This is a genomic window from Verrucomicrobiia bacterium, from assembly GCA_036405135.1.
In the GTDB taxonomy this organism is placed as follows: Bacteria; Verrucomicrobiota; Verrucomicrobiia; order Limisphaerales; family JAEYXS01; genus JAEYXS01.
Genome location: DASWYF010000048.1, coordinates 111544 through 131326, shown reverse-complemented (window position 1 = coordinate 131326; position 19783 = coordinate 111544). Strand labels below are relative to the sequence as shown.

The following is a 19783-nucleotide window of genomic DNA, read 5'->3' as shown; positions in this document are numbered from 1 at the left end:
GCTCAACGCTTTAGGAACTGAACTGCATTGCCTCGGCAGATCGCCGTGGCTTGCGCCTCGCTCAACTTCGATTCCTTCAGCTTCAACGCCGCCGCTTCGAAATAAAACAACGGAGCTAGTGAGCCAAACATCAGCCGCTCCACCGGCACCTGCTTTAACAATTCCTCAATCCCGGCGACACCTTCCAGCGTGGCGATCTCCACCGAGACATGCGCTGCACTTACCAGCTTGAGCAGCAAATCCGGGCGCAATGATCGAAACGCATTGAGCAACTGCAAGCGCACTCCGGGAGTCGCTTTCAGCACGTCCACGAGCGGCGCGAGATCCACATGCGGTACTTGCACCAACGGATGCTGCGTGCGCTCATCCTCCATGCTGACGGCCAGTTGCACGAACATGCCACGCTCCGTCGCCAGCTTCAAAAACTTCACAAAGCTCGGCGCATTCACCGCATACTGATGATAGTTCGGGAACACTCGAATACCTAACATGCGATACTTCTCCTGACACCGCCGCAAGTCCTCCTCCCAATCCGGCAACGCCGGATTCACCGTGCCGATGGGCAGAAACAATTTCTCATCCGTGCGCTGACACAAGGCGGCTAATCGCCCATTCACCCCATCCACATCATGATGTAGCAAGGCATCGAAGCTTCCCGCCCAAGCCTGCTCCACTCCACGCTCACGCAATGCCTTCGCCAGCAATGGAGCTTCGTCCAAAGGCAAACGGCGAAATGGCCAGCGGCCGAGAAACACATTCGTATCAATGATCGGCCCGCTCACGGTGTTATGCCTTTCGCCTTGAGAATCGGCGTGATAATACGTCGCAAATTCCCCATGCCGATCAACTCCTTTGCTACCTCCGGTATCTGCGCGCCCATCAGCTTGCCGACTTGCGATGAGAAACTTCTTCCCGCCGCATCACTTCCATAGATGATGCGCTCCGCCCCCACCTCACGTACCGCCATCTCCACGAAACCCGCCGTGGGATTCGATCCCGCGATCTCCACATAAACATTTTTATGCGGTCGTAATGCGCGTATGCCCGCCTCCCAATTTCCTCCCGCGTGATAACAGACCAGCGGCACCTCCGGCAGTCGCGTGGCCAGTTCCGCCACATCCAAAGGTGTCGATTCACCCGGCGGATTCCCACTCGTTTTCTGCCACGCATGTTGAACGATCAGTCCCTTCAACTCATGCGTCCGCTTCACCAACACTTCGACCTCGGGAGTATTGCACCGCTTAGCCACCCACAGCTTGATGCCGATCAGCGGCCCTTTCTCGACGCAGCGTTCGATCTCCTTGAGGCTCTCCTCCACATGCTCCCCGCTCACGTAGCACAACCCGAACGCCCGATGATTCCAATGCAAGAGCGCCTCCATCGTCTCATCGTTCTTTTTACGAAGCTGCTCGGGCGTAGGATTCGTGATCAGAGGCGGTAACCCCATGGAAAGCACCACTCGCTCCACGCCCACACGATCCGCGATCTCCATCAGCCGCGCCATCCGCTCATCAACTGTGCGTCCTGGCGTGGAAAGATGACAATGTGCGTCCCAAATCTTCATCACAGCAACTGCATCCATTAACCCCTCCGCGTCCCCAAGTGTCAACGCACACGCACACAAAAGGAGCGCGGGTCTCCGACCCGCAGCAACATCCAATAACCCAATGGCACAAATATGGACGCAAGACTTTCAAGCAGAACGACGCAGCCCTACGCCCGTGCTGCCGGATTCCAGCCGGCAGTCTGCGACATCCGCCGCAGCATAACTCTCTTACATCAATCTCACGCATTCAACCCAGCGAACTTTTCACTCCGTTTTCCCAAAAACCTCGCTACCATCCCTTCCGTGAAAACCCCGTCCCGTCGCCAGTTCATCCAAGGCGTCGCCCTGACCGGCGTAGCTCTCGGCACTCAATCCGTCTTCACCACCCACGCTGCCGAAGCCAAATCACACCCACTGAAATCATTCGATGACGAGGTCGAATCCTTCATGAAAGACCGCGGCATTCCCGGCGGCTCACTCGCCATCGTGAAAGACCGCAAGCTCATCTACGCGCGTGGCTACGGCGTGGCCGATCGCGAGAAGAACACCCCCGTAACAGCCGATTCCCTTTTCCGCATCGCCAGCATCTCCAAGCCCATCACCGCCGTCGGCATTTTGAAACTCGTCGAGCAAGGCAAACTGAAACTCGATGACAAGGTGTTGGACATATTGCGCCTCCCCGAAAAACCGCTCGATGCGCGTTGGGAGCAGATCACCATTCGTCAACTCCTCCATCACACGGGCGGCTGGGATCGCGATGTGGCCTTCGATCCCATGTTCCGCTCCGGCACCATTGCCACCACACTAAGCGTCGAAGCCCCTGCGAAACCCGAGCACATCATCCGCTACATGATGACGCGCAAGCTCGATTTCGATCCCGGCCAGCGCTACGCCTATTCAAACTTCGGCTACTGCCTCCTTGGCCGCGTCATCGAGAAGCTCACCAAACAAGGCTACGAAGATTACACGAAACAGACCGTGCTAAAACCGCTCGGCATCACCCACATGCAGATCGGCGGCACCTTGCCCGATCTCCGCGCCAAGAGTGAGGTGAAATATTACATGCCCGATAACGGCACCGCCGATTCCGTCTTCCCCGCCATCAAACTCCGCGTGCCCTGGCCCTACGGCGGCTTCTATCTCGAAGCCATGGATGCCCACGGCGCATGGATCGCTTCCGCCGTGGACCTCGTCCGCTTCGCCTCCGCTTTCGATGCCTTGGAGAAATGCCCCGTGCTCGAAGCCAAGTCCATTCGTGAAATGTTCTCCACACCCGCCGCTCCTGTTTCCCGCACTGAGGAAGGTAAACTGAAAGACACTTACTACGCGCTTGGCTGGCAAGTTCGCCCCGTCGGTCGCGAAGGCAAGATGAACACCTGGCACAGCGGCAGCCTCCCCGGCACCAGCACCTTGCTCGTGCGCCGCTGGGATGGACTCGACTGGGCCGTCCTCTTCAACCAACGCTCCCGTGATCCCAAGCTCTCCGATGGCGCGATCGACGGCGCCCTCCACAAAGCCGCCAGCAAAGTCACCGACTGGCCCAAGGAAGACCTGTTCCCGAAGTTCAGTTGAAGCATCAAAACGCCCAACGTGGTAGGGCTCGCTGTCCTCAGCGGGCCGCTGACGAAGCCTGAATGCTCCATCCACCCATGACGTGATGACGTCAATAACGCTTAATCAAGATCTCCACCAAACACCTCACCACACCTCCACTGGCCCCTTAGGCACCGGGATCGCCTGTCGCTGCGCCACACCCGGTTCGCTCTCCTGCATGAAAGACGCCACCATCGGCGGCGGCTGATACTGCGCCTTCAATTCCCCGTTATCCTCCAGGAACTGCATCCGCCAGTTACGATACTCCTCGATGATCTCGTAATACTGCGCCCGTGAAGACAGCAACACCACGCGCTTGTTGAAGACATGCACCGGCCCGAACCGCTTGCTATACCACGGCGCGACTTTGCGGAACATCCGACAGCCATGCTCTTCACCGAACACCTCGATCATGCGATCCAAATGCCGTGACATCACCGTCACCCGCTCCTCGAAAGTCGGCTCCGGCAACAACACACCTGTATCCACGTAATGCCGCGTGTGCGCAAAGATCCACGGATTATAGAACGCCCCACGCCCCACACTCACCCCCGCGCAACCCGTCTCATCAAACATCATCTTCGCTGCCTGCGGAGTCGTCACATCACCATTACCGATCACCGGGATGCGCTTCGCCGCCTGCACCACCTTGCGAATGCCCGCGAGATTCACCGTGCCACTGAAACCCTGCTCTCGTGTGCGACCATGAATGAAGATTCCCGCCACACCCACATCTTCCAACGCCCTCACCAGATCCGGCGCCGTGATATTCTCATCATCCCACCCGAGACGCATCTTCGCCGTGATCGGGATCTTCACCGCATCCACCATGCCCTTCACCAGCGCGGATGTCTTATCCAGCTCCGTCATCATCGCCGAGCCACCGCCCACGCGACACACCTTCTTCACCGGACAACCCATGTTGATATCCACCGACGCCACGCCGATAGATTCCAGATACACCGCCGCATCCCGCATCTCTTCCGGCACACTGCCGAAGAGCTGCACCGCCAGCGGCTTGTCTTCAGGACAAGTCTCGATCAGCTTGAATGCCTTGGGATTCTTCTCCAGCAACGACCGCGCGTTCACGAGATCCGTCGTGGCCATATCAATGCCACCGACCTCCCTCACCGTCAGCCGGAACGGCAGGTTCGTATAACCCGCCAACGGCGACAGAAAGAGATTCGACTTCAACGACAATGTGCCGAGCGCAAACATGGCCACCCCACTATGCCATGAAATCTTCGCCTTGGGTAAAGCGGAAAATCAGTTCGCTCAGCCAATCATTTGCCGGCTTCCAGCAATTTTTGTTCAGTAATCTGCACCGCTTGCAGTAAAGTGGAGAGGTAATTGACGCATCTAAGATACATTTTAATCGCCCTAAGCCTGCTCTGCGGCATCATCTCTGCCTCCGCAGCTGAAGAACAGGCAAAGCCCAAGAGCAAGCCTTCCTTCGAAGTCCCCGATTTCAGCCTCTTCTCCCAAGGAAAATACGTTTACGAGAAACACTGCGTCGTCTGCCATGGCGAGAAAGGCGATGGCAAAGGCACCATGGGCATCACCCTCGACATCCGTCCGCGCGATTTCCGTTCCGGCCTCTTCAAATACAAATCCACGGCCAACGATCTACTCCCCACTACCGATGACCTCTATCGCACCGTGAGCAGCGGCATCACCGGCACCGCCATGCCTATCTTCTCGCACCTGCCGGAGAGAGATCGTCGCGCTGTGGTGGAATACGTGAAATTCTTCTCCCCGCGTTGGAACAATCCCAAGAACCACGGCACACCTTTGCCCAGAGCCATCACCCCCGATTGGATGGATGACGGCGACAAACTAAAAGCTCACCGCACCAAAGGCGCCGAACTCTTCACCCTCACCTGCGCCCCTTGTCACGGACCGAAAGGTGAAGGCAACGGACCCAACGCCGCGCAGTTGAAAGACCACTGGGATTTCCCCATCAAACCCGGCAACCTCCGCGCCGAACAACTTCGCCAAGGCCAGGAAATGCCCGACTGGTATCGCGTCGTGACCCAAGGCATCACCGGCACACCCATGCCCACCTTCGCCGAAACCCTCACCGAAGAACAACGCTGGCAGATCGTGGCTTACTTGCAGCAACTGCGTTCAGAGCCAGTTTCCAAATGAACCGGCTGGCGTCTCGTTGCTCGATGCGTTTATATTACCGTCATGAGCAAGACGCTTTTCGAGAAGATTGCCGCGCGCGAGATTCCGGCGAACATTGTTTACGAGGACGACAAAGTGGTGGCCTTCCGTGATATCAGCCCCCAAGCCCCCACGCACATCCTCATCGTCCCCCGCAAACCCATCCAGCGTATCGGCCAGGCGCAGGCGGAAGATCAGCAACTGCTCGGCCACTTGCTCCTGAAAGCCGCTGAAGTCGCGAAGCAAGCCGGGCTCTCAGAGAACGGCTACCGCCTCGTCATCAACAACGGCCGGGACGGCGGCGAAAGCGTCCCGCACCTCCACTGCCACATTTTGGGCGGACGGCAATTGGCTTGGCCACCGGGTTGACGGTCAATCCCACTCCTCGGTAGTAGCAAGTTTACCAGGTTCACTATCGTCTCTTTTCAAGAACGTGACCGTATGGATAACCACGTTGGTCTTGGGGTCTATCCAAAATCCGCCTGAGCCGCCTGTATCAGTTTTTATCCCTAACCGTTTGATACCATTGTGCTCCATCATCGCATGCTGTGGCGATATGCCGGGTATGTACACTACACGACCGAACTCTTTGAAAAATAAGAAAATTCTTGTTCTGACACGGTCACCCATCTTCACCAGCGTGCCGTCACTGTATCGTATCGGCTCCATTGCTTGACGCAACCTTGCTCGAAGATCCCGTCAACGGTTTTGGCCGGATCGCCCATAACATCACACCTCCACCGTCTTCCCCAGATGCAACCAATGCAGCCACCGGTGCTTCACCGGCCGCTGATAAATCCGTTCCAACGCCAGCGCGTATAACTTCAACTGCGGCTCATACATCGTTAGCTTCACCGGCATCTCTTCCAGCTTCACGCGATCGGATTTAAAATCCAGCAACCAGATCTCCTTCGGCGAAATTACCGCCAGATCGATCGTCCCCTGCACGATCACAAACTCCTCCGCAGGCAGACTCGGGCTCACACCCGCCACGCCGCACTGGATCAAATCCGCCGTCGAGAATCGTGCCGTGAACGGCATCTCCCGCTGCACTTCCTGAGCGCGTGCACTGATGCTCTGCCCGATCTTAGAAGCCCAGAAGTCCGCCAGCGATTTCACATTCAGCGCCGCCGCCTCATCCTCCTTCAAGACCCCCATCTCCACCAATCGCCGCACCTCTTCCGTCGCGCCTTCGAGCGAACCCGCCTGCGTCAGATCCACAAACTGCAGAAACGTATGATGCGCCTTGCCGACCTCTGAACCGCTCAAGCGCGACCCCGCCTCCTGCTTCGGTGCCGGGAACTGGAACGCAAACTGCGTCTGCAATAACGGCTTCGCCTCCTCATCTGCCTCATCCTTCCGCCTCCGCAACACCGTCACCGATGTCTTGGCCGTCTCTGCTGTGGCTGCTGGATTCGGATAAGCCCATTGCAAATTCTCCGCCAATTCCGGCGCGAAAGCAGAATCATTTTCATCTACTTCAACAGTTTCATCCACCGTCGCTGAAGTTGCATTGAACACACCACCCGTGTGCAATTGCCATCGGATTAACGGCGTACTGCCATGGCAATCATCCAGCCAATCACTATCCGTCGTACCCTCACGCAGCCAAATCTTCAACCAGTCCAGGAAAGAGCGGCCGCGTTTGATCTCAGCCGTGATTTGCGCAGCCGATTCCGCTGGCGCACCCCACCGATCCTGCAACAGCTTCTTGGTGCCACAACCGGTCAGGATCAGTGTATCCCGCGCACGCGTCAGCGCTACATAAAGCAGGCGCATCTCCTCGCCCTTCATCTCGTGTAACTCGCGCCGCTTGATGAGCCAGTGCGGCAGGCTCGGGTAGCGTTGATCCGTATCTTCCAGCACGATGCGCGGAGCCAGCCCCAACCCTTCACTCCAAAGCAGGTCCGTACTTACCGAGCGCACGTTCTCAATGCGATTGATATTCGCCAGCACCACCACCGGAAATTCCAGGCCCTTGCTCTTGTGCACCGTCATCAGTTGCACCGCATCCGGGTGCCGCGGCGGAGCCGGTTCCAAGTCATGCTCCACTTCCTCCTGCGCCTCGATGAATTGTAGGAAACGGAACAACCCTTGCCGCTGATACGGATCATATCTCCGTGCCAGATCGAGCAGCCGTTTCACATTGGCCACACGTTCCTCGCCATGCTCCATCGCCAGCAGCAACGCTTCGTAATGCGTCTCGCCCAACACACGATCCAGACAGCATGAAAGCGATGTCTGCCGGATCAACGCCCGCCAGGCGGCATGACGCCGGAAAAACTCATCCACCAACTGCCACGTAGCCAAAGTGCCGTCATGGCCCATGTGCTCGCGATGCCACTGATGCAACGCCAGCCAGTAGCAATCCTTCGTCCGCTTGGTGCGGATCGCCACCAACTCATCCAGCGAAAGACCCACCAGCGGCGAACGCAGCACTGCGAGCAGCGGGATATCCTGCAACGGGTTATCCAACACCTTCAGCAGGTTCACGATGTCCAACACCTCGATGGCCCCGAAGAAACCTTTCTGCTCCGCCAGCAACGGAACTCCCGCCTCACGAGAGGCGCGGGCATAAACATCCGTGCGATTCGCCGCCGTGCGCAGCAGCACCGCCATGTCCGACCACTTCACCGCGCGAAACTCTTTGGCACTCTTATCCCAGATCTGATGCTTGCCGTCATACAGCTCGCGCAACCGCTGCGCGATCACGCGGGCTTCACGCTCCAATGCCATCAGGTCCGCCCAGCCATCGTCTTCAGCTTCCGTCTCTCCACCAAAATCTTTCTCCTCCTCCGCATCCACGACGAGATGCAGCTCCGCACGCAAATCCGGTTCAGCCCATACACCCGTCTGCGGTGTGCTCTCATCACCCGCTCGGGAAAAAGCCGCACGCGCCTCCGCAGCACCAAACCGCAAAGCCGCATCCTCATCATAAGCCAGCCCGCTCGTAGTGGGCCGCATGAGGAAATGGAAGATGGAATTCACCACCGCCAGAACACCTTCGCGACTACGGAAATTCTCCGTCAAAGGCAGCACCTGATGATTTGCACCCGCCTTTTTCCATTCGCGCTCGTAACTTTGGAAGATGTGCGGATTAGCGAGCCGGAAGCGGTAGATGCTCTGCTTCACATCACCCACCATGAAACGGTTCGCCGCCGCTCCTTCACGGCTCACCGCACGGATGAGCGCATCTTGCGCTGCATTGATGTCCTGGCACTCATCCACGAAGATATGATCAAACCGCTGCTGCCAGAGTTTTGCCACGGCAGTTGGCTGCCCTTCTTCATCCAGCAACAAGCGCAAGGAAAGTTGCTCCAGATCAGCAAAGTCAACGCCGCCCAAATCCCGCTTGGCCTCCTGATACCGCTGCGTGAACGTTTCCGTGAGATTCAAGAAAGCGAGCATGGGACCTCGCGCTGCTTCCCAATCTACCATGATCGGGTCCTGCCCCTCTGCAGCGAGATACGGCAACAATGATTCCACCTCTGCGAAACATTTCTTCAGCGGCTTCTTGTAATCGAACGTCTTGTTGGGTCGCCGTGTTGTGCTGGCCGTATTCAGCAGATACAACAGTGACGTGAGCCGCTGCAGATCCGGTGCTTTCAGGAAATCATCCAAGGCGGCTGCAGATGTCGCCAGCAAAGGTGCTTGGGCACTGCATTCCTTGATCAGCTCATGCCAGTCCTGCGCCCACTCGATCCCGCTCACCAGCAACAACTCACGCCAATGCTCGTAGCCGTTCTCGCTGGCATAAACTTCCTTCGCTTGCGCCAACCATGTCTGCGGATTGGCCAGCGTTTGCAGAAATGTATGCAGTTGTTTGACGCGCAGGCGCAAATCCGCATCTCCACCGCGACCATAGCGCTCGATCAAATGCCGCGCCTGCTTTCCGTGCTCAGATTCATCCGCGTACGCCTCTTGGAAAATCTCTTCAAGCACCTCGGCGATGAGCGGCTTGGTCTGCTGTTCATCCAACACGGTGAGTTGCGGATCGATGGCCAGCTCGTGGAAATGCTCCCTCAACAAACGCAGACAGAAGGCGTGCAGCGTGGAGATCATGGCTGTATCCAGCAATGCCATTTGCTCCGCCAGACGCACATTTTCCGGCTCGGCTTCCAGACGTTCATGCAATGCGTGGCGGATGCGATGCCGCATCTCCGCCGCCGCCGCTTCCGTGAAAGTCACCATCAAGAGACGATCAATGCCGACGCCTTCCTCCAGCACGAGCTTCTGGCAACGCTCCACCAGCGTGCTTGTCTTGCCGGTGCCAGCACCCGCCACGAGCAGGATATTGCCGCGCGCGTCGATCGCCGCTTGTTGTTGTGGAGTGGCCTGGCTCATGCCTTATCCTCCTTAGCTTTCTTGGCCGCATGCAGCACGCGATACTCCGAATGCGTCTCCTCGAAACGGCAGATGCCCTGATACACGCAGCGCTCGCAGGCGCATTCCTTTTTGTAGCGATAGGGCGAGACACTGACATCACCCGCGAAAATATTCACTCCGATCTGTCGCAACTGTTGCTCAATGCTTTGCAGCAACGTCTCAAATTCCGCACCATCCTGACCATCCGCACTGCGCGAAGTGCTCTTGAACTGATCCGCTTCTTTCCGTCCTGTGCCACGCGTGTCCAGCTCGTCCACATAACGCACATCAAAGCGGCCCGTGTGCCGGTGGACCTTGCGATTCTTCTCTTCCGCCGTCTCTTTGGCCTCTTCACGGCTCGCGCTGGAACTGCTGTCGCTCCGCAGATTGATGAAGAAGGCACCCGCCGGAATAAGCTGTTTCGCTCCGAGCAAGGCTCGGGCCTCCGGCGATTGCTTGAGAAAGGCGAGATAGGCCAGCAACTGCAATTGCAGACCGTGCTGTAGCTTCACATCGTCGAGCGATTTGGAGCTGGATTTGTAATCGAACACCGCCACCAGCGCCTCGTCCTTGCCTTCCCGGATGCAAAGATCGATGCGATCAATTCTTCCGCGCAGAACCAACGCCCGGCCATCGGGTAGTTCCAAGCGCCAGCCTTTCGGCCCGTCGCCCTTCATGCCGAAGGCGAATTCCACCGCCTTGGGATCAAAGTTGTAATGCTCCATCCAGCCGATCAGCACGGACATCATGCGCTCCAAAAGACGGATGAGCATCCGCCCGTGAAATTCGCGCTGACGGTCATGAACGAAGAGCCCTTCGGCAAATTTCGGCAAAACTTCCTCACCGATCTGGCGGATAAGATTGCCTGCTTCAGTTGGTGTCAGATCGCGCCAGCGTCGATCTTGTTCCTGCACAGTTTTGTGAAAACGATCCAGGATGTCATGGCGCAAACTGCCTTCCTGCCGCACATCCACCTCAAACGCCTTGCGCTCCTCCGCACTCAAACCGTGCCCCACAAAGAACCGGAACGGGCAGGCCGCATAATTCTCCAAGCTGCTCACCGAGCCGGGCAACTCATCGCCATACAGTTTCGTCACCGCAGCCGCCGAAAGCTGCTGTTGCTTCAACGCTCCTTCGATACGCTCCAACTGTTTCACCAATGTGCTGACAGGATTCCAAAACACTTGGCCCTCATGCGCTGCTTCAACTTTGTGCGCACTCTTCGCCCAGTTCGGCAACGAAAGCAGTTCGGGCAAAGTCTGCACATCTTCCGGCTTCAGCGTGCCATTGAAGTCGATACGTCCATCATTTGGAAAGAGCTGTTCCAGTTGCGTGATGAAGGGCGAGGGATTCAGTGCGGTTCCCTTCTGGTTCTGGCGCGACCAGCAGACGATGAGCTTCTGCCGCGCACGCGTGAAGGCGATGTAACCGAAGAAGCGTTCATGCGCGAGGCGTTGCTGGGACGTCATGCCGATCTGCTGTGGATCGTCCTTCAATTCCGCGAGCACCTTGCGATCCACTTCGGTGAGGATGACCGGTGCCTCAGGCGGAGCAGGGAAGACACCTTCATTCACACCCAGCACGATGGCCACTTGCAGATCAGGATTACGCGAGCGGTCGATGGCACCGATAGTCACCTGGTCCAGCGCAGGAGGGATGACGCCGATGGTCAGGCCCGCGAGACCGGAATCCACCACAGCCAGCCAGTCGCGCGTGCTGAGGATATCCGTCTCAAACGCGAGTTGGAGGCTTTCATCCCACTCGTTCAATTGCTCCCAAACAGTCTGGTGAATCGCTGCGAACTCCGGATGTTGCGGATCAGGATGACGGCTCCACTCCTCCAGCACTTTCGTAACCTCCAGATCAACCCAGAGATTGCGGATGAGACGCGAAAGAGTTTGGCCATTGATACCCTCGGCGTGATTCATCTCATCCACGAAACGGATGAATGGCGGTGCAATCTTTTGCCGGAAGAATTCCAGGCGATTTGTCAGACCCGGTTCTCGCTCAATGACCAAAGGTTCACGCCAGCGATTGCCTTCCCAACCACGCGCGAGCGCCTGGTTCTCCAGTTCATCCACGAGACTGTCGTCCTCCGTGACCAGGCCGCACTTCAACGCCGCAAACCAATCTTCATTGCGCCAGCCAAAGGCGGCCATTCGCAAAGCGCTCCGCGTCAATTCCGCCAGCGGATGATGCGCGACGGATTCGCGGCGATCGAGAAAGTAGGGGATGCCGTGACGATTGAAGACGCGCTGGATGATATCCTGATAACCTTCGATGCGGCGCATGAGCACCGCCACGTCACGATAGCGCCCGCCCGCGCGCACATGCTGATGAATAGTCCGCACGGCATAGAGCACCTCGGCCTCCGCATCAAAACATTCCACGAGCCTCACCCAATCCCCCGCGAACTGCCATTCCTCCGATTCCTGCGGCGCGGTCCAATTCGTCTCCAGATGGAACAACGACGGCGATTCCTGGAAACGACTGCGCTCACGGACACGCGGCAGGCACTCCACTTTGACCTCGATCTCCTCGTCACCCTGCAGGCGATTTCGGCAACGCTTGTAGGTCTGTGCGATTACGGACCATTGATTCAGCCACGTCTGGGGAGATTCCTTCGGCTCGCCATCCAGACAGAAGGCGAGCGTGGCGTGTTCGCACAGGGGCAGAAACGTGGCGAGCAGATGCAGCTCCTGTGGCGTCATCTCGGCGAAGCCATCCATCCACAAACCACCGAGCTGGAAGGTGCCACCGGCTTCACGCGCAGCTTGCTTGAGCGCATCGGACGCCAGATCGAGCAAGGCGCTGACGTCATTCAGCTTGTGCTGCTTCAGCCAATCGCTGTAGGCGCGCAGGATGATACCGATGTCATGCAGCTTGTCACCCAAACGCCCTTCCGCCGGTACCTTCGCAGCCAGTTCCGCCAGCTTGGCCGGAGAGAGGCGATGCTGCTGCACTTCACGCAAGAGCAAGCTCAGTTGCTGGGCGAAGCCCGGCAGACGCGCCGTGGAGCGAAAGATGCGCAGCTCCTTATGATGACGCGCAAGGATGGCCCGCAGCACCATGATGCGGCCTTCTTCGGAAAGGATGCGCGGTGGTGTTTCACCGAGTTCGCCCAAAATGAATTCTGCCAGCCGATCGAACGCCACAATCTGCAAGCGCGTGTAACCGGCGAGCGAAGAATCCGCCAGCAACTGGCGCTCCAACTGGAACGTCGCCTGTTTCGGAGCAAGCAGCAGCAAAGGCGGACCTTCGGGCCAGGCCGAAAGCTCCGCCCGGATCTCCGCCAGACAGCGATACGTCTTGCCGCTGCCGGCCGGGCCGAGAAGGAAAGTCGCTTGCAACGCCCCCTAGTTAAGCGGGAGAACGCGCACGGGAAAAGAAGTTATGGATTGATTGCCGCAATGAACCGTTTCCCCCTCATTGACACCCATCCCATACAAGGGCAGTCTGACCGTCCCATGGCATTGGATAAACTGCCCAATACACTTTTGCGCGACCTTAAAGCCCGCGCCCAGAAGCTCGAACCGATGGTCAAGGTCGGCAAGTCCGGCTTGTCCGATGGCTTTTACCGCACGCTGGACGAAGTCTTCGCCAATCACGAACTCGTGAAGGTGAAGTTCGCCGACTTGAAAGACCAGAAGAAGGAACTGACCCCGCAGATCGTGGAGAAAAGCCAGAGCCACCTCATCATGCAGGTAGGCAATGTCATCGTCCTCTATCGCAAGAAGCCCGCAAAAGCTGAAGCCGTAGACGAGACAGCAGATTGATGGAGCGCGGCTCTCCGAGCCGCAGCAACTCACGCATGTCCGACAGGATGAAATAGGGTAGCGGTGTCGCTCATTTAAAGAGTTGGCTTGCCCCTTGGATAATTTGAGCACCCCCTTTGCTCATGTCACTTGCTGCAGATTGAGGACAATCCGCGCTCCTCAAACTGCCTTACTTATCCACGTGCCTTCGGATGATCCCATCCACCACCTCCGGCCAAGGTTCATCGGGCGTCACTGCATAAGCAAACGGCGCATGCGTTGAACCCGGTGTGTCATCGATGATGATATCCGGCTTGGCCGAGAAGCCTTCAAAAAGGTGTTCCAATTTGTACGCCTTGGCGATTCGAAGTGCATACTCCGCCCCACCTGTGCTCCAAAGATGCAGATGACAACCGGACGCCTTCAACTTCTCCAGTGATTCCTTGGCACCCGGCAACAGCATCTGGTTCATATCCACCAACGTCAGATCCACATCCACAAACACGTTGGCGTTTTTCATAAGATGATGCGCTTACTTCGCCGCCAGCCCCGCATTCTCAATGCGATACACATGCGTCCGTGAGCGCAGATAGAATGCCCTGTCCGAGATGGCCGGAGACGCCATGAAACCACTGAGCGGTTCACCGACCTGACCGAGCTGGTTCTCGGAAATCACCTTAAAGGTGCGCCCCGCCTCGATGAGTGTGCACTTACCCTGCTCGCTCGTGAAGAGAATCATACCATCGACGTAAACTGGCGATGCTGAGAAGTTCCCGCCGATGCGCTCATTCCAGATGGATTCGCCCGTCTTCGCATCCAGACAGCTCGCGATGCCGCTATCATCGATCGCGAAGAGCAGGTCATCGATGAGCAGCAGCGAAGGCTTGTTCGGCACACTGCGTTTGGTGGACCACACCATGTTCGTGGCGGTCAATACACCACTCGCATCCGCCTTCATGGCGAAGAGCTGGCCCTTCGCGAAACCGGTCGGATAATAGATCATGTCCTTGCCCACGACTGGACGCGTGCTGGCCGAGTGCTGGCCACGCTCTTCCACGCGCCAGAGCTCCTTGCCGGTCAGCGGATCATAGCCATAGAACGCCTTGGCGCCAATGCTCAGCAGCACCGGCTTGCCCTTGATCATGGCGATGTGCGGCGTGGCGTAAGCCTTGCGCCAATCGCCGTCTGCCTCCGGTTTGCCATCCTTCAAGTCCATGAAATCGATGGAGCGCTTCACATTCCACACCGTCTTGCCCGTCTTCTTATCGAGGGCGAGGACGAATTGATGATCGCTGCCATCATAGTTCATGATGAGCAGGTCCTTGTAGATGATCGGCGAAGAGCCTGCGCCACGATAGTGGTTGCACTCAATGTCCGTGCGTTGCCACAGCACCTTGAAAGTCTTCGTATCGATGCACGCCGTGCCGGGTGAACCGAAAGTGATATAGATACGTCCATCCTCGATCACCGGCGTGGGCGAAGCGTAGCTGTTGAACTTATGCGCGAACTGCGGCGCGGCCACATCGAACAGCTTCTGCTTGAAAAGCTCCTTGCCCGAATCCTTGTCCAGGCAAACTGCGGAGAGTTGCTTGCCGTCTTCCGTAGCCGTAGGCACCCAGACCTGCTTGCCCCAGATGACGGGTGAACCCCAGCCGCGCCCTTCCACCGCCGTTTTCCATTTGATGTTCTCCGTCTCACTCCATTTGCGCGGCAGACCTTTGGCAGCCGAGTGGCCATCGCCGTCCGGTCCGCGGAATTGCGGCCAGTTAGCCGTCTCAGCAGTCCAACCGGTCAAAGCGCTGAGCGAGAGAACGCAAGTCAAAGCAAGGCAACGGAGATTCATGGTGAGGCTAGTCTAGTATTCTCCTAAATCAGAAGCAACGCCGGGATGGGGTATTCAAAAAAGGTGACTTTCAATGGGCGCAGCCGCGCACTGCCCCCGAAATACCAATGCTTCAGGAAAGCAAAACAAAGTTCCACCTCCCTCGCCCCTCGGAGGGGAGAGGGCCGGGGTGAGGGGTGCCGGGCTGCCCCCGTTTCCTTACTCCCAGTTTACGAGGCCGTATCAAGGTGCTCCTGCGTTCAATCCGTTCCACCGCTATCGCTGCTTCCTGAATCATGCGAATAATCAGTGTTCACCACCATGGAATCCGGCGCGTCCTGCACATTGGTACCGGATGCACCGCCCATGTGTTTCTCCCGCGAACGGTCATAAAATCTCCAAGAGGCAACTATACCGACTGCCGCGAGCGCCAATGCACCCTCCAGACGATAGCCGCCGTAAAGCACACCCACGCAACCAAGGATGGCGACGATGATGATCCAATCCAGGAGTTTCATAGTATCAATTCAGTGCCGCATCTGGCCCGAACCACTCGAACTTCCCATTACGATAAACGAACAGCTTCGGCGTCAGCCGATAGCTGCCATTCTGATGAGCATCTTCAGCAATCGTTCGCAGCTTCTTGATCCCCTCGGCGTTCTCACTGCCCGTCACCAGCAACAAATCGCGTGTTGGCACTGCCACCACGATGTCGCCCTTCACCTCGAATTGTCCGCTCGCCCAGATCTTGTCCACCGCCAAAAGGCTCGCCTCATAATCTCCACCTGCCGTGATCATGTACAGACCCTCAGCGCCCTTGCACTCGATAGAAGGGATGATCTGCCGCAAGTTCTCACACGCTAGGGCACGCAACTCCTTCAGGTCCAAGTTCAACTCTTTGAGATTGCCGGGCGTCAGATAACGGATGTTCCGGGGCAGATCTTCCGCATAGACGATCACCAGATCCGGACTGAAATCTTCGAACACTTGCTCGAAAGGCTTTTCCGAGCCCCGGTCCCGCATCGCTTTCTGCGTCTCTTCCAGCCAGGCCCGGTCTTTGATGATGGGCACGATGCGCTGGCGATCCACCTCATTGTCCATGCCACCAAAGGTATCCATGCTGGAAACTATGTAGCGCGAGATGATCTCTTCGAGTTCCTTGGGCGCCCGCTGATAGATCTCGTAGGCATTATAGAGCAACGCCGTGGAATCTTTTCCATTCGGCATGGTGATCTTGAGTTCCAAGTCTTTCAGTATCTCAACTTTCAGTTCTGAGGCCGCTTCACGCAGCGTCTCCACATACTTGTCGGTGAACTCCTCCGGCGTGAGCAATGGCTTCGCCCCGCCGAACATACCCCTGAAATTTTTCCAAAATCCTTTCATGTGCTCCTCCGTCTGGTTGCTACGGCGAACTCTGAATCCCTTGCCTTGAGTGAAGCGTGGTTGGCACCTTAACGCAACCCGGCTTTTTGTAGCTGCCTGCCGCCAAGGGATTTCTCCCTTTCCGTGTGTTCTGCGTATTCTGTGGTTTATCAAATCCATGTCTTCTCATTGGCCCGCGGTGCAACCGGTCTGAAATTCTCCTTTCGCCAATTCCTCCGATTGTTTTCAATCCCCTCATGTTTCCCGCCCGCATTAAAAGTCGTGCGATTCTGAGCGCCCTGCTCATCGCCAGTGTATCCACCAGCTTCGCCGCCGAAGCCAAGAAAGCCGCGCCACAACCCGCGGCCGCCAAGGCAAAAGCCAAGCAGGCTTTGCCGCCCAATCCCAAAAAACTTTCACCACCACCGGGTTTCACGGTTCCAGCCGAAGCGAAAGCAGAGATCATGAAAGGAGTGGCAGCACTGGATCAGGAAATCTTGGGACTGAAATCGTCGTTGAAGAGCCAGCCGAAATTGCTGGAGCTGTTGCCGGATGTGCAGATCTATCGGAATGCAGCAGCGTATGCTGTGGAGGATGATATTTTCTACTCCACGAACCAGACAAAGTCCGCGCTGGCAATGGTGAAGCAAGGGATGGATCGCGCCGCACAGTTGAAGGCCGGGCAAGCCCCATGGACCACTGCCACCGGTCTGGTGGTGCGCGGCTTTGTGTCGAAGCTGGATGGCTCCGTGCAGCCATACGGATTGGTGGTGCCGCCATCCTTCAAGCCGGGCAATCCGCCGATGCGCTTGGATTTCTGGCTGCATGGTCGTGGTGACACCCTGAACGAAATCTCTTTCATCGAAGGCCGTCAAAAATCCGTGGGCGAGTTCGCCCCAGAGAATACCTTCGTGCTGCATCCTTACGGGCGCTTCATGAACGCCTTCAAGTTCGCCGGTGAGGTGGATGTGTTCGAAGGCTTGGCCCATGCGATGAAGCATTACCCGATTGATGCGAAACGCGTCTCAATGCGCGGCTTCTCCATGGGCGGCGCAGGCACATGGCATCTTGGCGTGCATCATGCGGACCAATGGGCAGCCATCAACCCTGGCGCGGGTTTCGTGGATGTGAAGAATTACCAGAAGCTTGAGGGCGAAAAATTGAACGCAGTTCCTTGGTATGAGCAAAAGCTCTGGGCCATGTATGATCCCTTGGCCGCCCCGATCAATCTGAACAACAGCACACTGGTAGCTTACAGCGGCGAGGAAGATGGACAGAAAGCAGCGGCAGATCTGATGGAAGCTGCGCTGGCCAAAGAAGGCACGAAGATGACGCATCTCATCGGGCCCAAGACTGGCCATAAATACGAACCCGAAACGAAGAAGAAAGTGGCGGCACTGGTCGATGAAGCCGCAGCAAAAGGTGTGACCGTACCGAAGAAGGTCTTGCTCGTGACGCATACTTTGAAATGGAACAAGATGCATTGGGTAACATTGAATGCGTTGGAGAAACATTGGGAAGAGGCGCGGATTGAAGCCGATGCGAGCGGCAGTGGCGTCACCGTAAAAACAAAGAACATCACCGCCTTTTCACTCAATCCGGCCAACGCCAAAGGCAATGTGACGATCGATGGCCAAAGTGTTGGCGCGATTGGTGTGGGTGATTTTCATAAATCGGATGGCAAATGGAAATCAGGCAAAACTTCTTCTGCTCCTCTCGCCAAACAACCCAACCTCCAAGGCCCCATCGACGACGCCTTCATGAGCTCCTTCATCATGGTAAAGCCAACCGGCCAGCCTCTGAACGCTCAAGCAGGCAAATGGGCTCAAGCGGAAATGAAGGAGGCGCTCTTCCAATGGCGCCGCCAATTCCGTGGCGCAGCGCAAGTGAAGGATGACGCCGCGATTTCTGATGACGACATCAAGAACAACAACCTCATTCTCTGGGGCGATTCGGCCAGCAACAAAGTCCTCGCGAAGATCGCGGACAAGCTGCCCATCAAGTGGACGGCCACAGGCGTGAAGGTCGGCGACAAAACCTACGATGCCACAAAGAATGCTCCAGTGCTCATCTATCCGAATCCGTTGAACCCATCCAAGTATGTGGTGATCAACTGCGGCTTCACTTTTCCGCAATACAGCTCTGGCACAAACTCCCAGCAGACACCCAAGCTGCCCGACTGGGCCGTGGTGGATATGAGCGTGCCCTCCGGCGATCGCATCGCCGGCAAAGGCATCGTAGATGCCGCGTTCTTCGGCGAGCAATGGGAACTGACCTCCGCGCGGAAATAGTCTGCCAGACAATCAAACTCGCATCAGGCGGCAAACAGCCTTTGCCGCCTGAATGCTGTACAGGAATGGAATTTGTTTCGTGCCGTTAGGCACGCAAGATTCTTAGCGGCGGCTTTAAAGCCGCCGTCTTGATTTCCCTGATCCAGCGTCGCATTAGCGACGCAAGATGTTATCTCTTTCTTCGGTCACTACGTGACCGTGTTTACATCAGGTACACAGCGACTTGAAAGTCGCTGCTAGGAATCTTCTGGCCCTATGGGCCAACCAAGAATGTCCTATTATGAACAGGACAGGTTAGGGATGACTGAGAGAAGAACCTTTTTACTTCTGTGAAGACTCGGACGACTCCTCTTTCTTCAGATCTTCCGCGAGGAACTTCGTCACATCCTTGAACTTCGGCACATTGTTCGGATTGATGAGCATCAACGTCTCATGCGCCAGCAGGCAGGTGCGCGTGACATCCGACTTCGCCTGATCCGGATTCTGCTTCACTTCCTCGAAGTTCGGATTGAAAGGATTCGCGCCCGTGCGGAATTTGAACAACTGCTCGACGCCCAGATTTTCGATGAGCGCCTTCACGCGATCATTCGTGTTGAGCATCTGCACACACGGCGTCTTGGAGTTCTTGGATTCTTCCGAAAGTTTCGAGGAGAAGCCGGAGAGGATGCCAAGGAACGTGCTGTCCATGATCACGCACTCCGAGAGATCCAGCAGGAACAGACGGAAGCCACGGTCATGCAGCTCGTAGAGCAGAGTCTTGAAATCCACGCTCACGGAAAAATTCGCCCGGCCAGTGACTTTGATGCAGGCCACCGGGTCTACCACCGAGACAAGAATATTGGTGGGTGTTGCGCCCATACGACTTAATTGGCTATCAGCAGCC

Annotated in this window: 16 protein-coding genes; 5 read left to right on the top strand and 11 right to left on the bottom strand. The window is 56.9% G+C overall.

What is annotated here, in order from left to right; all coding sequences use genetic code 11:
- Positions 1-2 precede the first annotated feature (2 nt).
- Both VGH19_22400 and VGH19_22395 read right to left on the bottom strand, forming a co-directional pair.
- Positions 3-782, bottom strand: coding sequence for an amidohydrolase family protein (locus tag VGH19_22400; GenBank protein HEY1174133.1), 780 nt, complete (start codon positions 780-782; stop codon positions 3-5).
- A complete protein-coding gene (locus VGH19_22395) occupies positions 779-1564 on the bottom strand; it encodes an amidohydrolase family protein (GenBank protein HEY1174132.1) in 786 nt (261 codons plus the stop codon). The genes VGH19_22400 and VGH19_22395 overlap by 4 nt, the downstream gene beginning before the upstream one ends.
- 285 nt (positions 1565-1849) lie before the next feature.
- Here VGH19_22395 and VGH19_22390 point away from each other — a divergent pair, with 285 nt between their 5' ends.
- Positions 1850-3118 (top strand): serine hydrolase domain-containing protein, encoded by a 1269-nt coding sequence (locus VGH19_22390; protein ID HEY1174131.1) that lies wholly within the window; start codon positions 1850-1852, stop codon positions 3116-3118.
- A gap of 126 nt (positions 3119-3244) precedes the next feature.
- Here the strand turns inward: VGH19_22390 and dusB are convergent, their stop codons facing one another.
- A complete protein-coding gene (gene dusB / locus VGH19_22385; protein HEY1174130.1) occupies positions 3245-4357 on the bottom strand; it encodes a tRNA dihydrouridine synthase DusB in 1113 nt (370 codons plus the stop codon).
- Positions 4358-4489: 132 nt separating this feature from the next.
- Between dusB and VGH19_22380 the strand changes: the two genes are divergently transcribed.
- Positions 4490-5287 carry a cytochrome c gene (locus VGH19_22380; protein ID HEY1174129.1) on the top strand — a complete coding sequence of 266 codons (798 nt, stop codon included), beginning with the start codon at positions 4490-4492 and terminating at the stop codon, positions 5285-5287.
- A gap of 42 nt (positions 5288-5329) precedes the next feature.
- Positions 5330-5674, top strand: a complete 345-nt coding sequence (locus tag VGH19_22375; GenBank protein HEY1174128.1) for a histidine triad nucleotide-binding protein — start codon at positions 5330-5332, stop codon at positions 5672-5674.
- A 3-nt stretch (positions 5675-5677) separates the two neighbouring features.
- Here the strand turns inward: VGH19_22375 and VGH19_22370 are convergent, their stop codons facing one another.
- The 3 genes from VGH19_22370 to VGH19_22360 form a co-directional block, all read right to left on the bottom strand.
- Positions 5678-5935, bottom strand: coding sequence for a hypothetical protein (locus VGH19_22370; protein ID HEY1174127.1), 258 nt, complete (start codon positions 5933-5935; stop codon positions 5678-5680).
- Between the two features lie 99 nt (positions 5936-6034).
- A complete protein-coding gene (gene addA / locus VGH19_22365; GenBank protein HEY1174126.1) occupies positions 6035-9649 on the bottom strand; it encodes a helicase-exonuclease AddAB subunit AddA in 3615 nt (1204 codons plus the stop codon).
- Positions 9646-13020, bottom strand: a complete 3375-nt coding sequence (locus VGH19_22360) for a PD-(D/E)XK nuclease family protein (protein HEY1174125.1) — start codon at positions 13018-13020, stop codon at positions 9646-9648. Before VGH19_22360 ends, addA begins: the two co-directional genes overlap by 4 nt.
- A gap of 117 nt (positions 13021-13137) precedes the next feature.
- Here VGH19_22360 and VGH19_22355 point away from each other — a divergent pair, with 117 nt between their 5' ends.
- Positions 13138-13446: a YhbY family RNA-binding protein gene (locus VGH19_22355; protein ID HEY1174124.1), complete on the top strand. Its 309-nt coding sequence runs from the start codon at positions 13138-13140 to the stop codon at positions 13444-13446.
- A gap of 169 nt (positions 13447-13615) precedes the next feature.
- On the opposite strand, the gene VGH19_22350 is transcribed toward VGH19_22355, so the two are convergent.
- From VGH19_22350 to VGH19_22335, 4 genes are all read right to left on the bottom strand, one after another.
- Positions 13616-13945, bottom strand: coding sequence for a hypothetical protein (locus VGH19_22350; GenBank protein HEY1174123.1), 330 nt, complete (start codon positions 13943-13945; stop codon positions 13616-13618).
- Between the two features lie 12 nt (positions 13946-13957).
- Complete coding sequence (locus tag VGH19_22345) at positions 13958-15268, bottom strand: PQQ-binding-like beta-propeller repeat protein (protein HEY1174122.1); 1311 nt, start codon at positions 15266-15268, stop codon at positions 13958-13960.
- Between the two features lie 239 nt (positions 15269-15507).
- Positions 15508-15765 (bottom strand): hypothetical protein, encoded by a 258-nt coding sequence (locus VGH19_22340; GenBank protein ID HEY1174121.1) that lies wholly within the window; start codon positions 15763-15765, stop codon positions 15508-15510.
- 4 nt (positions 15766-15769) lie between these two features.
- Positions 15770-16630, bottom strand: a complete 861-nt coding sequence (locus VGH19_22335) for a DUF1444 family protein (GenBank protein HEY1174120.1) — start codon at positions 16628-16630, stop codon at positions 15770-15772.
- A gap of 236 nt (positions 16631-16866) precedes the next feature.
- On the opposite strand from VGH19_22335, the gene VGH19_22330 reads away from it, so the two are divergent.
- On the top strand, positions 16867-18900 hold the full coding sequence (locus VGH19_22330) for a prolyl oligopeptidase family serine peptidase (protein HEY1174119.1): 2034 nt from the start codon (positions 16867-16869) through the stop codon (positions 18898-18900).
- Positions 18901-19221: 321 nt separating this feature from the next.
- Here the strand turns inward: VGH19_22330 and VGH19_22325 are convergent, their stop codons facing one another.
- Positions 19222-19758, bottom strand: coding sequence for an STAS domain-containing protein (locus VGH19_22325; GenBank protein ID HEY1174118.1), 537 nt, complete (start codon positions 19756-19758; stop codon positions 19222-19224).
- Positions 19759-19783: the final 25 nt, after the last annotated feature.